The following is a 13,938-nucleotide window of genomic DNA, read 5'->3' as shown; positions in this document are numbered from 1 at the left end:
GTAGAAATTAGGGAAGATATGAGTTATCTGCGCCAACCACAAATGCGACTCCAATACAGAACAATAAAGCGTAAATTCCAAACCAAATAATGGCTCGCTTGAAAGCCTTATCTGAAATTTCACTGTCAGCGTATTTTTGCTGCTTTTTTGGCTCTTGATTGTTCATCAGGCTATCTCAATTTATCTATCTGTTAGATTGATTATTGACGATGTAACAGCGTATCTATAGATACAAAAAAGTGAAATATTTATATAACAGTTATAGATACCGGAATATCAAACAGTCTGCTTCGATAATCGTAAAGGTGCGTATTCTAAAAGCGGACATTTCTATGTTGGGCTTACAGACTTATTTCGTATAATGTATATTATGTTAAATCCGATAACTAAGATTGCGCCCTACATAACTCAACTGTCCATAAAAGTTAATTTTGAAATTTTCAGCAAAAAATAAAACTAAAAGTGAAATCGCTAAAACGATTGATATTTTTGCATGCCTAGCCAAAAGCAATATAGCGTTAAGTCCCTTTATCACTCTTATGATTAGGTGGCTAAGATCAAGATTAGAATTTTAAAATAAAGGAGCTGGTTTAATGATTTGATGAATCACTTTGAATACGACCATCCACCAGATTGATGGTGCGATCACAGGTCGCGGACAGACGTGGATCGTGCGTTACCAGCAGTACAGCACAATCACGTTCGCGATGCACTTTACGGAACAGTTCAAACATTTCTGCAGCCGTCTGGGTATCCAGATTCCCTGTAGGTTCATCAGCTAATAATAGCGCTGGTTCTGTAATAAGTGCCCGGGCAATCGCCACCCGCTGTTGCTGCCCTCCCGAAAGTTCATTCGGTTTACGATCCGCAAACTGTTCAAGACCGACTGCTGCAAGCAGTTCACGCGCTCGCTCCAGTGCCTGTTTGTCCGGCTTGCCATGTGTCAGCATTAACGGCATAAGTACATTGTTTAAGGCAGTAAAAGCCTGAATAAGATGATGAAACTGAAACACAAAACCGATACTGTTGCCGCGTAGCGCAGTACGTCCGGCATCATCCATGCGACTGGTTGGCTGACCCAGCAAATACAGCTCACCGCTGCTAGGTTTATCCAGCAAACCTAAAATATTCAATAAGGTACTTTTACCGGAACCGGATGGACCAATCAGCGCAGCAAAGTCATTGCGTGCGATACGCAAATCGATTCCATGCAATACTTCAACTTCATTGGGCTGCCCGATATTATAAGATTTATGCAGCGCTTCTAGGCGCAGTACTTCCTGAGACTGATCAGACATGACGAATCGCCTCCACAGGGTCCAATGCTGCTGCCCGGCGCGATGGTATCGCAGCAGCCAGTACGCCAGTCAGCGTAGCCAGTAACAAGGCCAGTATTACCAGATTGATCGAAAGAGGAATGTAAAACAGACCCGGGCCAAAGGTGTTGAATATCCACACCAGACCATAACTGACCGCACTGCCTAAAACTGAACCCAGCAGGCCAAATATTGCGCCCTGAAACAGGAAAATTCGTAAAATTTGCAATTGGGTCGCGCCAGTCGCGCGTAAAATACCGATTTCCCGGGTACGCTGCACCACGCTGACCGACATAACGCTGGCAATTCCAAATGCCACGGAAATTGCCACAAAGATAATAATCATATTGGTTGACAGGCTCTGAGCTGTAATCGCATTCATGAGCTGAGCATTGGTTTTAATCCAGCTCTCGGCTTTTAATGAGGTCAAACGTCCTATCTGTGCAGCAATATTGTCTGCCTCAAAAATATCTGAAATGGTCAGGTCAATCACTGTAACTCCACCAGGTAAACTGAGTAAGGACTGTGCCTGTTTCAAGTCCAGATACACATAGCGCGCATCCAGTTCGCGTACCCCAAGTTCAAAGATCCCTGCTACATTGACCAATGCACTGTTCTCCCGCCCCGTATCCAGCCGTAACTTGCTTCCCACCTGCACACCCAGATCTTTGGCGAGCTGACTGCCAATCATTACATCGTCTGCACCGATGCGCAACTGACCACTCAGCAGATATTCTTTCAGCGGGATGATCTGTTGATAACGCTCAAGATTAATACCCACCAAGGCAACCGATTGAATGGCATCCCCCCGTTGCACAAAGGCTGGCCCGGATACCACCGGAGATACGGCGGTCAGTACCGGCAACTGATCTAAAGTCTCAGTAATCTGCTGCCAGTTGTTGATTGAGCGTAGTCGCTGTGCCCGCTTGTCTTCCTGCAATAATTGCACCGTCCCTGCAGCAGGTTGCACAATCTGATTCACCTCATCCGGTGAAAGCAAACGGATATGCGCCTGAGTACCCAAAGTACGTTCGACAATATTCGACTGCAATCCTTGAATTAAAGCACTGATAAAAATGATGACAGCCACACCCACTGCAACACCCACAGTAATCATGATGGACTGTGCACGGCCTTCACGCAAAAAACTGATTGCGATTGTCCATTCTGTCCAGAGCCGCCCGAAAAAGTTTTTCAATCGAATTTCACCGGTAATTCATTTTTACTATCTGTATCATCAGCCTGATGATTCCAGGGTGTTTTTTGCTGTTTTAAGCGTACCCTCGCACCCTCTGTTAAGGGTGCTTCGGCATTGGCCAGCACCTGATCACCATCACTTAAACCTGAAACCACTTCTGACATGGCCAGGCCACGTAAACCTAAGCTGACTTGCTGATGTTTTATTTTTCCATCATGTACCAATAGCACACTAGCCTTATGGCCTTTGATACCGCTTAAAGCATCATTCGGAATAGCCAATGCCCGTTCCCGTCTGTTCGTTTCGACATTTACCGACACCGTCATATCCTGACGCAGAAAATTAGGCACCGGATCGACGGCTAAGCGAACCTCTACCGTACCACGCTGCGGGTCAATGCTTGGCGCTATAAAATTGATCCGGGCCGGAAAAGCTTGATCCGGATAGGCATCGGAAATGACCGTTGCCTTTTGCTGTAAAGCAAGTTGCGGTAAATTTCGCTCATCTAAAGGCACCCGAATTTCTGTATTGCCCTTCAATGCGATGCTAAATAAAGTCTGACCCGGTTGGATCAGATCACCCGGTTCCACATCCAGAGTGAGTACCGTACCGGTGACTGTAGAGCGAATTTTAGTTTTGGCCAGTTGAGCCTGGGCTGCAGCAAGTTGCTCACGAAGCTTGGCTTCCTCGACTTGACCCGGTGCCAATGCTGCTGTTTTTAGACGTACTGTTTCAAAATTATTGCGGGCGACTCTTTCCGCTTCCACGGCCTGTTCTATTTCTTCTGCTGAGAGTATGCCAGCTTCTAGATTACGTCTGCGTGCTGCTTCCCGACTGGCCTGTTCCAGCTGGGCTTTGGCAGTGGCCAGTTCTGCTACTGCCTGTGGACGCCGGCTGGTTGCGAGTTCGGTCAGAGCCACTTCGGCTTGTCGTACCTGTGTAAGCAGTTCATCCGATTTTAGGACGAGCAGTAAATCACCCGGCACCACCTGATCACCTTCCTGCACAAACCGCTCAAGAACGACACCGGTAATTTCACTGCCCACCTGAGCACGTGATACGGTCGCTACACGGCCAGTCGCTACCACATTTTGCACCAGAGGCCTGTATGTCAGGGTATATCCTGGTAACACAGGTCCCTGCCACCATCGAAATAGAGCATAGCTTGCTGCAAGTATGAGCAGCAGGATGATAATCACAAATTTATAGCGAACAACGCGCAATGAATCTCTCCAGTTCAGCTTAAGAGCTTGGTACATCTAACAGCAAGTACTGTTGCTCTGTAGCAATTGTATGCTTCAACTTGTTATTGACAATAAGATTTTTTGAAAAGTCTCATGAAATTAAACCATTACACTCTGGTGGTGATCGGCCTGTTGTGAATTGGCTAGGATTCAAATGAGTCATATAAAGATAAACGAAAAATAACCCCGCTTACACCTATTTCCGTATTTTTACTACTTTAAAATTCATAAGCCAGTTTAACTTAAACGGAAGGATCGCCAAAATTCCAGATATCTCTATTGATCTTTTGATAGACCTTATCGTGGCTATGCACTAATTTTCACTGTGCGAAATTCAGTAATAGAAAATGAGGATCTGTTGATAATTCGTCTATATTTGCGAGTGCAAGTATTTTTTAGAGGATGTGAGGCAAGAAATACTAAATTTAGTCATTCTAAACGAGTGGTTCACAATGAGGTAATAGCAAAAAAGATCTAATCCCTGGCTGTGCTTTGTTCTGGCTCAGGTTTTGATTCTCAAATGATCACAATATACATATAAAAATAGACCCTTTACTATGTAGTGCATAATAAAAGGTCTTTATTTAGGGGACTATTAGAAGTTATAGATTGCAACTGCATTTAAGCGGTTGTCTTCACCTGTCTTGCTAGCAAAAGTTTCACGTTCACCATAGACATATTCAAGACCAAAACTCAAAGGCTTGGTTGGGCTATAAAAAACATTTGCCCAGGCTTGCCAGAGGTTTTTATTGGCTGTAGCTGCACTTCCAGGAGCATCCAGATAATTTTGATCTTTATCAAAAGTCATATAACCGTAGCCCAAAGTGCCATGTAATTTGTCACTAAATTTTTGGGTAACACCTAGCATAATAGAATCAAATTCGTTTTGTACAAGACTACCATCTGCTTCTACAACAACACCTTTATTGGCAAATGATACGAAGCTGCTATCGCCTTTAACATGGTAATAATCTGCTTTTAAGGTGGTACCAGGTACAACATCATACTTTGCACCTACACCTACCCCCCATGCCATTTCTTCTTCAGAATTGATACGCTTTTCATGGCCCATGGCACGTACGCTGACATTCAAGTTATCTGCAAATTGGTGATTTAAACGTGCGGTAAACGCCGGTAAACGCTGAGTGATCACCTTATCAGTAACCAATTTATCTTTTGGATCTTCAGCAGCTAACACCAAATTGGTTTGTGGATTAAATTTGGCGGTATAACGCACTTGTGGTGTACGTTTCACAGCACCACCAACGTATGCATTTGCATCAATGGTTTCTGGCATATAATCCGGTACTGCAAAGTTTGACCAGGTTTGCCCCAGCAGCCAGTTACCATAATTTACATAGGCATGACGGATACGCAGATTATCGAAGTTGGCTCCACCCAAAAAGTCGACTTCAATTTTACCCTTAACCTCTTGCTCAGCAGCCTGAGTTTTAAAATCAAGGCCTAAACGCGTTGCAGATAAAGTCGAGCTTAAACGGTCGCTATTTCCGGCAGTACCTTCCAGTGCCACGTTATTGATCTGGTTATATGGCCAATCGATAGGACCGCCATCAACCTTATAAGAGGCATCTAAACGCACGTTACCATATAAATTAAACTCGGCACCTTTGGCAGTTTTTAATACAGGGTTCGCTGGCACAGTTGCTGCAGTACGTTGTACGTTAGCAATTGCTGTTGCAGTTTGTGCATTCTGTACTTTTTGCTGCTCCACCAAACTGCGTAAAGCCTGAACTTCCTGTCTGAGCTGTTCAATTTCATTTTGCTGCTGGGTTTGTGCTTGCGCTGCAACACTCATACCCCCCATGCTTAATGCAATCATGCTCATCATGAGCGTACGCTGCATATTTGGTCGAACCGTTGTTACTTGTAAATCAGTTGTTTGGGTTAATGTTTTCGCGTTCATCCTAAACTCGCTTGTTATTGTGCCGTCAAATTCTAGCAACAGATCACCATCGCTTACGATGGCGATCTATATCATTGATGACAGTAGATTAATGGAAAGGTAAAGAAATTATTGGGTTGATTCTTGTGCAACTAGATTGCTGTTTGCACTAGACTCTGTAAGAGCTTTAGCTTCTACAGAAGCTTTTAAATTCACCATTAAGATTGCTAACGCCGCAATTACACCTGGAATCGCAATAGCAAAGAAATTCATTTGGTGGGGTAAGTTCATGGTTAATAACGCACCTGTTAATACTGGTCCAACAATTGCGCCAATACGACCAATGCCTGATGCCCAACCCATGCCGGTAGAACGTACAGTTGATGGGTAGTACTGTGCTACGAAGGTGTATAACAAGATTTGTGAACCAATAGTTGCTGCACCTGCTACTGAAATTAAGGTATACAACACGATTTGTGGGCTGTTAAAACCAAGTAAAATTAACGCTGCTGCACCGCATACAAACATAATCACGAGTACTTTTTTGATATGGAAGCGGTCAGCCAATGCACCACCGCCAATCGCGCCAATCATGCCGCCAATGTTCAGGGCAAACAGGAAGATCATACTTGCGCCCAGTGAATAACCTGCCTGAATCATTAATTTTGGTAACCAGCTGCCTAAAGCATATACCATCAACAGGCACATGAAGAAAGCCAGCCAGAACATGAAGGTACTAAAGCTACGGCCTTGCTGGAACAATGCTTTGAGTGGCGCTTCATCACCTTTTTTCACCTCATTCAGGACAAATTCAGTTTGAGCTGTAATCTGCTGTTCTGGTGACAATTTTTGGATAATGACGTGGGCCTTTTCTGTTTCTTTTTTAACAGTCAGGTACATCAGCGATTCTGGCAGGAATTTCCAGATAACCGGCAAAAGTAATAATGGAGTACCGGCAAGAAGGAACATGATTTTCCAGCCAAACTGTGGAACCAACCATGCGCCCAATAATGCAGATGACATTCCACCAATCGCATAACCACTAAACATCAGGGCAACCAGCGTGCTGCGGATACGTTTTGGTGCATATTCGGTCATGAGGGCAACCACGTTTGGCATTACGCCACCAATTCCCAAACCGGCTAAGAAGCGAAGAATACCGAACTCAGTAGGGTTACTGGCAAAAGAACCTAAAAAGGTAAAACCACTGAAAAGTGCAACACAGATCATGATGGTTTTTTTACGGCCAATCTTGTCAGAGAGAGTACCAAAGCTCATGGCACCGAACATCATGCCAAATAATGCAGTACTGGCCAGCAAACCTGCCTGTACGGTACTGAGTGCCCATTCCTGCATCAGGAGTGGTAAAGCTACCCCATAAATTACCAGGTCATAACCGTCAAAGATAATGATCAACAGACACCAAAGCAACACACCCCAGTGAAATGGCGTAAATTTTGCCTCATCGATCAGCGTATTAATATTCACTTTATTTGTAGACATCTCCACCTCCTAATTGTGAAGTTCAGTTTCTGGTGCTCACAATGCAGAAGATGCGAAAAAATGTCCAAAACTGAATAGGCATGTTTCTATACCTATAAAGTCTGGTTTAGGTCAAAATCCTGTATTTACTATGCTTTAGATATATTAAAGACCATGAGACCCATCACCTTTTTATATCAAAATATTTTATTGAGTCTCATTATTTGGAGAAATTTTCTATATTTAAGGTTTTTAGGGTAGCTTTTTACTGTGCCTGATCAGAAAACGGCACGATCATATTGCACCGCTTCCAGGTCATAAACCTGATATACCGCATCAAACAGGAACTGTATGTATTCACTTTCATCCATATTACGAATCGCCATAAAGACAGGACTCACCGCAAAACTGTCTAATATAGGAATAAAGTTTAAATGCGCCAATTTAATGTTTTTGGCACTTTCCGGCACCAGGCAAATTCCCTCTCCTGCTGCAACAAAACCGAGTGCAAGCTGCAGTTCACGTACTTCACGAACATTTTTAGGTTCCAGGCCATACTCGGAAAATATACCACGGACCTGACTGGCAAAATTGGCCTTGCCAGTATTGGGATACAAGAATAACTGGTGATCTACCAGTTCCGACAGGTTCACACCAGAACGCTGTCCTAAAGGATGGCTGGCATGCACTGCCGCCACAAGAGGCTCTTCACGAAGTAGTACACGTTTAATCGCAGGGTCAGAAATTCTTAAACGGCCAAAGCCGACATCAATCTTTCCTTCTTTAAGCGCCTGAATCTGCTCATAGGTATTCATTTCCATCATTTCAATCTTGAGATAAGGATGCTGCTGTTTAAAAAGAAACATGATGCGCGATAGCAAACCGAACAATAAAGAACCGACAAAACCAATGGTAATGGTCCGATCGGCAATCCCGATACGTTTCGTCATCGATTTTATTTCTTCAGCATTAGACAAAAGTTTAACCGCATGCTGATAAAAAAATTGTCCTGCTTCTGTAGTCTTAAGTGGGCGACTACCCCGCTCAAACAGCTGAATATCTAGCTCTTGCTCTAAATTTTGGATCTGTCGGCTTAAAGGAGGTTGAGCAATAAAGAGTTTTTCAGCCGCTTTGGTAAAACTTTGCTCTTCAACCACTGCAACGAAGTAACGTAAATGTCTAAGTTCCATAGTTAAGAATACCTTTAAAGTATAAAAAAATGCAAAATTGATCTTCGACCAATTAAAACTATTCCTTTAAGGTATATCACAAGACAGGCATAAAGCAAGATCGAGAATTTTAAAGATGTATAAGTCTATAGAAACGTTGCTGGTGGAAATTCCAACCATCCGTCCCCACAAGATGGCTGTCGCAACCATGCAAACCCAGACACTGGTGTTGGTTAAAATTACCACAGAAGATGGTTATGTAGGCTGGGGCGAAGCAACCACTATTGGTGGATTAGGCTATGGTGAAGAAAGCCCGGAAAGTGTCAAAGTTAATATTGATACTTATTTCGCACCGCTTTTAAAAACATTATCCGGTTTAAATGTTGCACAAACATTACAGGTAATCAAAAAAAATATTAATGGCAACCGTTTTGCCAAATGTGCCATTCAGACTGCCCTGCTGGACATTAAGGCGCAACGTCTTAACCTGCCACTCAGCGAAGTTTTAGGTGGACGTTTACGTAACAGTATTCCGGTACTTTGGGTATTGGCTTCAGGTAATACCAAGAAAGATATTGCTGAAGCGCAGAAAATGATTGAGGCAAAACGCCACAATGTGTTCAAACTGAAAATTGGTTCACGCCCGGTTGAAGAAGATGTTGAACATGTACTGGCGATCAAGAAAGCCTTGGGCAAAGACATTTCGATTCGTGTCGATGTAAACCGTGCCTGGTCTGAGCTTGAAGCGATCAAGGGTATTCAGTTGTTACAAGATGGTGGTGTTGATCTGATCGAACAGCCATGTGCAATTGACAATCTGGATGCAATGCGACGCCTGACTCGCCGTTTTGATGTGGCCATCATGGCGGATGAATCCTTGATGGGTCCTCACTCGGCTTATCAAATTGCACGTAACAATGGTGCATCAGTTTTTGCAGTAAAAGTAGCCCAATCAGGCGGTTTGGTTGAAGGTTGTGAGGTTGGAAAAGTCGCTAAACTGGCAGGTATCGACCTGTACGGCGGCACCATGCTGGAAGGCCCGGTGGGTACGATTGCCTCTGCTCATGTCTTCTCTACCTTTGAAAATCTGGCGTATGGAACCGAACTGTTTGGTCCATTGCTGCTTACCGAAAATATTTTGAAAACCCCGCTCAACTATCAGAACTTTGAACTTGAGATTCCGAACGGTCCAGGTCTGGGTATTGAGCTGGATGAAAACAAGATTGACAACTTGCGTCGTCAGTAATCAGGAGAAACCCATGCTTTTCCATGTACGTATGGATGTAAATATTCCACGTGATATGCCCGTTGAACAGGCGAATGAAATTAAAGCCGTTGAAAAGGCTTATTCACAGGAATTGCAGCGTCAAGGCAAATGGCGTCATATCTGGCGCATTACTGGCCAATACTCAAACATCAGTATTTTTGATGTTGAGAGCAATGAAGAACTGCATAACATTTTACAGGGTCTTCCACTCTACCCTTACATGAACATTGAAGTGATGGCATTAAACCGTCACCCCTCATCTGTTCGTGAAGATGACACCTGATTTAACCCTGAAAACTGGAATAAACCTTTGTTCCAGTTTCACAAAAAAACATATTTAACATACCAAGTAGCAAACAAGGAAAGTGGCAGCCATCTATCTCTTTAAGCAGAGATATTCGCCACCAAAGCACCCATCCAAGGAGTAATAAAATGGATCGTCAAACCATTGAAAATGTAGTTAAAGCTTGTAACGTAGACACTTCTGAAGGTCCAGTAGATGCCCGTTTACAACAAGTTGTTGTGCGTCTGGTTACAGACTTTTACCAAGCCATTGAAGATCTTGATCTGAGCCAGTCTGAAGTTTGGAAAGGTGTAGAAGCGCTGATCGACATGGCAAAAGCTGATGAATTTGCACTGTTAGGTTCAGCAATCGGCCTGGAACACTTCCTGGACTTGCGTGCTGATGAAGCTGATGCAAAAGCAGGTTTAACGGGTGGTACACCACGTACAATCGAAGGCCCTCTATATGTTGCTGGTGCACCTGAATCAACAGGTTTCGCTCGCATGGACGATGGTACTGAAGAAGGTAAAATCCCGACACTTATCATCGAAGGTAAAGTAACTGACACTGATGGTGAAGTTCTTTCTGGTGCTAAAGTAGAAATGTGGCATGCCAACAGCAACGGTAACTACACTGCGCAAACCACTATGCCTGTAGGTTACGGTTTGAACCCTGAAGGTCCGTTGCAACACATGTTGAACAAGCTTTCTCGTCACGGTCAGCGTCCTGCACACGTGCACTACTTTATCTCTGCACCAGGTCACCGCAAGTTGACAACTCAGTTCAACATCGAAGGCGACAAATACCTTTGGGATGACTTCGCATTCGGTACTCGTGAAGGTCTGGTAGCAACTGCGGTTGACGTTACTGACGAAGCTGAAATTGCGCGTCGTGGCTTGAAAGGTCCTTTCAAACACATCCAGTTCGACGTTGTACTTCAAAAAGACAAAGAAGGTGCTCCTTCTACTGAAGTTGAACGTCGTCGCGCAAGCGCTTAATTAGCAAATAAGGAACTGCAACGCTTCATTCCCAAAGAAGGGCAATGAAGCGCTGTGGTGACTTCCCTAAAATTTGGAAAGTCGGAGAACGGACATGCCACGTATTCCTGTAATCAATACCAGCCATCTAGATCGTATCGATGAATTACTTGTTGAAAATTATGAAACAGGTGAATTCAAACTCCATCGTTCAGTATTTACTGATGAAGCCTTATTTGACTTAGAGATGAAATATATCTTTGAAGGCAATTGGGTTTACTTGGCACATGAAAGCCAAATTCCGAATATCAACGATTACTACACCACGAACATTGGCCGTCAGCCAATCATCATTGCACGTAACCGTAACGGTGAATTAAACGCAATGATCAACGCGTGTTCACACCGTGGTGCAGAGCTTTGCCGTTACAAACGCGGTAACAAAGCAACTTATACCTGCCCTTTCCACGGCTGGACATTCAACAACTCTGGTAAGTTGTTAAAAGTTAAAGATCCTTCTGATGCCGGTTATTCTGACTGCTTCAACAAAGAAGGTTCACACGACCTGAAAAAAGTTGCACGTTTTGAAAACTACAAAGGCTTCCTGTTCGGTAGCTTGAACCCGGACGTTCCTTCTCTTGAAGAATACCTTGGTGAAGCAACCAAAATCATCGACATGATCGTAGGTCAGTCTGAAGAAGGTCTGGAAGTTCTTCGTGGTGCGTCTACCTACACGTATGAAGGCAACTGGAAACTGACTGCTGAAAATGGTGCCGATGGTTACCACGTTTCTGCTGTTCACTGGAACTATGCTGCGACAACTCAGCAACGCAAAGAAAAACAAGGCGGCGACAACATCCGTGCGATGAGTGCTGGTTCTTGGGGTAAACAAGGCGGTGGTTCTTACGGTTTTGAAAACGGCCACATGCTCCTTTGGACGCAATGGGCAAACCCGGAAGACCGTCCAAACTTCCCGAAAAAAGACGAATACACCGAGAAATACGGTGCAGCTATGGCGAAATGGATGATCGAGCGTTCTCGTAACCTGTGTATCTATCCAAACGTTTACTTCATGGATCAGTTCGGTTCACAAATCCGTGTACTGCGCCCGATCTCTGTCGATAAGACTGAAGTAACCATTTACTGTATCGCGCCTAAAGGTGAAGCACCTGAAGCACGTGCACGTCGTATCCGTCAATACGAAGACTTCTTCAACGCGTCTGGTATGGCAACTCCGGATGACCTAGAAGAATTCCGCGCATGTCAAGCAGGCTACCAAGGTATCGCGCTTGAATGGAATGATATGAGCCGCGGTTCTAAACACTGGATCCAAGGTCCGGATGATGCTGCCAATGAAATCGGTTTAAAACCAAAACTTTCTGGCGTTAAAACTGAAGACGAAGGTCTATACCTGGCTCAACACGAGTTCTGGTTGAAACTGATGAAAAAAGCAATTGCTGCTGAAAAAGAGATTGCTGCTGCAGGAGAACAAGCATGAGCGCGATTACTTTAGAAAATATTGCTCAATTCCTTTACCGCGAAGCGCGCTTCCTGGACGACGAGCAATGGGATAACTGGTTAGAGTGCTACGCTCCGAATGCACAGTTCTGGATGCCAGCCTGGGACGACAATGACACCTTGACTGAAGATCCACAGTCTGAGATCTCCCTGATTTTCTATCCGGACCGTCAAGGTTTGGAAGACCGTGTATTCCGCATTAAGACTGAACGTTCTTCAGCAACCATGCCGGATACCCGTACCAGCCACAACATCAGCAACATTGAAACTGTGGAACAAAACGGTGACCAGGTGACTGTACGTTTTAACTGGAATACTTTGAGTTTCCGTTACAAGAAAAACTACAGCTACTTCGGTATGTCGCGTTATGTGATCGATTTCTCTGGCGAACAGCCAAAAATCCTGAACAAGTACGTGGTACTGAAAAACGACTATATCAACCAAGTTATTGATGTTTACCACATCTAAGCTGATTAGATTTAAAAACCGGCCTTGGCCCAATGGAATGTTGGCCCGGGCCACCTGATGTTTTAACTCATTTGTAGGATACTTGCCATGTCAAACCATAATGTTGCACTTCAATTTGAAGATGGCGTAACGCGTTTTATTACTGTTGTTGACGGTGAAACTCTTTCTGACGCAGCATATCGCCAAAAGATCAATATTCCGCTAGATTGCCGTGATGGTGCATGTGGTACGTGTCGTGCATTTTGTGAATCAGGCACTTATGATATGCCGGAAGAAACTTATATCGAAGATGCTTTAACACCTGAAGAAGCGGCTGAAGGCTATGTACTGGCTTGCCAGTGCCACCCGACTTCTGATGCTGTATTCCAGATTCAGGCAACTTCTGATGTTTGTAAAACTCAAATTCATACTTATCAAGGTACTCTAACTTCTGTTGAGAACCTGTCTGAATCAACGATTACTTTTGAAATCGAACTTGACGCTGCTGAGCCAGAAATTAATTTCCTGGCAGGCCAATATGTCAATGTCGGTATTCCTGGTACATCTGAAACCCGCTCTTACTCTTTCAGCTCTAAACCGGGTGACCGTAAAACCGGTTTCGTTGTTCGTAATGTCCCGAATGGCAAAATGAGCAGCTTCCTGAGCCAAACGGCTAAAGTGGGCGACAAGATGAATTTTACCGGTCCTTTCGGTAGCTTCTACTTACGTAATGTTGCACGCCCTGTCGTGATGCTGGCAGGCGGTACAGGTATTGCACCATTCTTGTCCATGTTATCCGTTCTGGAAGAAAAAGGTTCAGAACAGCCTGTACGTCTGGTATTTGGTGTAACCAACGACTTTGACCTGGTTGCATTAGAGCGCCTTAATGAACTTCAGGCGAAATTACCATGGTTCGAATACCGTACCGTTGTGGCAAACCCGGAATCTGCACATGAGCGTAAAGGGTATGTCACAGGCCATATCGATAATGAATGGCTAAATGGTGGTGACGTGGACATCTACTTATGTGGTCCAGTACTTATGGTTGAAGCAGTGCGTGGCTGGTTAGAAGCTGAAGGTGTTAAACCAGCAAACTTCCTGTTCGAAAAATTCTCTGCAAACTAAGTTGGAGAA

The 13,938-nt window shown here is 44.2% G+C and carries 13 protein-coding genes; 6 read left to right on the top strand and 7 right to left on the bottom strand.

What is annotated here, in order from left to right; translation table 11 throughout:
* Positions 1 to 7: 7 nt before the first annotated feature.
* From JFY49_RS08440 to JFY49_RS08410, 7 genes are all read right to left on the bottom strand, one after another.
* Positions 8 to 166 (bottom strand): hypothetical protein, encoded by a 159-nt coding sequence (locus JFY49_RS08440; protein ID WP_165493301.1) that lies wholly within the window; start codon positions 164 to 166, stop codon positions 8 to 10.
* Positions 167 to 590: 424 nt separating this feature from the next.
* Positions 591 to 1,298 carry an ABC transporter ATP-binding protein gene (locus JFY49_RS08435; RefSeq protein ID WP_180042553.1) on the bottom strand — a complete coding sequence of 236 codons (708 nt, stop codon included), beginning with the start codon at positions 1,296 to 1,298 and terminating at the stop codon, positions 591 to 593.
* Positions 1,291 to 2,514, bottom strand: a complete 1,224-nt coding sequence (locus JFY49_RS08430; RefSeq protein ID WP_200222556.1) for an ABC transporter permease — start codon at positions 2,512 to 2,514, stop codon at positions 1,291 to 1,293. Before JFY49_RS08430 ends, JFY49_RS08435 begins: the two co-directional genes overlap by 8 nt.
* The gene (locus tag JFY49_RS08425) at positions 2,511 to 3,737 is read right to left on the bottom strand and encodes an efflux RND transporter periplasmic adaptor subunit (RefSeq protein ID WP_200224839.1); all 1,227 of its coding nucleotides are present in this window, start codon (positions 3,735 to 3,737) and stop codon (positions 2,511 to 2,513) included. The genes JFY49_RS08430 and JFY49_RS08425 overlap by 4 nt, the downstream gene beginning before the upstream one ends.
* A gap of 616 nt (positions 3,738 to 4,353) precedes the next feature.
* Entirely contained in the window at positions 4,354 to 5,622 is a 1,269-nt protein-coding gene (locus tag JFY49_RS08420) for a DcaP family trimeric outer membrane transporter (protein ID WP_200224837.1), read from the bottom strand.
* Between the two features lie 168 nt (positions 5,623 to 5,790).
* Positions 5,791 to 7,164, bottom strand: coding sequence for an MFS transporter (locus JFY49_RS08415; RefSeq protein WP_200222555.1), 1,374 nt, complete (start codon positions 7,162 to 7,164; stop codon positions 5,791 to 5,793).
* Positions 7,165 to 7,421: 257 nt separating this feature from the next.
* Positions 7,422 to 8,333 carry a LysR family transcriptional regulator gene (locus JFY49_RS08410; protein ID WP_166169976.1) on the bottom strand — a complete coding sequence of 304 codons (912 nt, stop codon included), beginning with the start codon at positions 8,331 to 8,333 and terminating at the stop codon, positions 7,422 to 7,424.
* 115 nt (positions 8,334 to 8,448) lie between these two features.
* On the opposite strand from JFY49_RS08410, the gene JFY49_RS08405 reads away from it, so the two are divergent.
* From JFY49_RS08405 to benC, 6 genes are all read left to right on the top strand, one after another.
* The gene (locus JFY49_RS08405; RefSeq protein ID WP_200222554.1) at positions 8,449 to 9,558 is read left to right on the top strand and encodes a muconate/chloromuconate family cycloisomerase; all 1,110 of its coding nucleotides are present in this window, start codon (positions 8,449 to 8,451) and stop codon (positions 9,556 to 9,558) included.
* 13 nt (positions 9,559 to 9,571) lie between these two features.
* Entirely contained in the window at positions 9,572 to 9,862 is a 291-nt protein-coding gene (catC, locus tag JFY49_RS08400) for a muconolactone Delta-isomerase (RefSeq protein ID WP_200222553.1), read from the top strand.
* 149 nt (positions 9,863 to 10,011) lie between these two features.
* Positions 10,012 to 10,860 carry a dioxygenase gene (locus JFY49_RS08395; RefSeq protein WP_200222552.1) on the top strand — a complete coding sequence of 283 codons (849 nt, stop codon included), beginning with the start codon at positions 10,012 to 10,014 and terminating at the stop codon, positions 10,858 to 10,860.
* A 94-nt stretch (positions 10,861 to 10,954) separates the two neighbouring features.
* Complete coding sequence (gene benA, locus JFY49_RS08390; RefSeq protein WP_200222551.1) at positions 10,955 to 12,337, top strand: benzoate 1,2-dioxygenase large subunit; 1,383 nt, start codon at positions 10,955 to 10,957, stop codon at positions 12,335 to 12,337.
* Complete coding sequence (benB, locus tag JFY49_RS08385; protein ID WP_200222550.1) at positions 12,334 to 12,825, top strand: benzoate 1,2-dioxygenase small subunit; 492 nt, start codon at positions 12,334 to 12,336, stop codon at positions 12,823 to 12,825. The genes benA and benB overlap by 4 nt, the downstream gene beginning before the upstream one ends.
* 87 nt (positions 12,826 to 12,912) lie before the next feature.
* A complete protein-coding gene (gene benC, locus JFY49_RS08380) occupies positions 12,913 to 13,929 on the top strand; it encodes a benzoate 1,2-dioxygenase electron transfer component BenC (protein WP_086196943.1) in 1,017 nt (338 codons plus the stop codon).
* Positions 13,930 to 13,938: the final 9 nt, after the last annotated feature.

Origin of the sequence: Acinetobacter sp. CS-2, assembly GCF_016599715.1 — a bacterium.
In the GTDB taxonomy this organism is placed as follows: Bacteria; Pseudomonadota; Gammaproteobacteria; order Pseudomonadales; family Moraxellaceae; genus Acinetobacter.
This window is presented reverse-complemented; position numbering and strand designations above follow the sequence as displayed.

Coding starts and splice junctions, on each gene's coding strand:
- catC (WP_200222553.1), top strand. CDS start 9,572: ATGCTTTTCCATGTACGTATGGATGTAAATATTCCACGTGATATGCCC.
- JFY49_RS08420 (WP_200224837.1), bottom strand. CDS start 5,622: ATGCAGCGTACGCTCATGATGAGCATGATTGCATTAAGCATGGGGGGT.
- JFY49_RS08440 (WP_165493301.1), bottom strand. CDS start 166: ATGAACAATCAAGAGCCAAAAAAGCAGCAAAAATACGCTGACAGTGAA.
- JFY49_RS08415 (WP_200222555.1), bottom strand. CDS start 7,164: ATGTCTACAAATAAAGTGAATATTAATACGCTGATCGATGAGGCAAAA.
- JFY49_RS08395 (WP_200222552.1), top strand. CDS start 10,012: ATGGATCGTCAAACCATTGAAAATGTAGTTAAAGCTTGTAACGTAGAC.
- benC (WP_086196943.1), top strand. CDS start 12,913: ATGTCAAACCATAATGTTGCACTTCAATTTGAAGATGGCGTAACGCGT.
- benB (WP_200222550.1), top strand. CDS start 12,334: ATGAGCGCGATTACTTTAGAAAATATTGCTCAATTCCTTTACCGCGAA.
- benA (WP_200222551.1), top strand. CDS start 10,955: ATGCCACGTATTCCTGTAATCAATACCAGCCATCTAGATCGTATCGAT.
- JFY49_RS08435 (WP_180042553.1), bottom strand. CDS start 1,298: ATGTCTGATCAGTCTCAGGAAGTACTGCGCCTAGAAGCGCTGCATAAA.
- JFY49_RS08410 (WP_166169976.1), bottom strand. CDS start 8,333: ATGGAACTTAGACATTTACGTTACTTCGTTGCAGTGGTTGAAGAGCAA.
- JFY49_RS08405 (WP_200222554.1), top strand. CDS start 8,449: ATGTATAAGTCTATAGAAACGTTGCTGGTGGAAATTCCAACCATCCGT.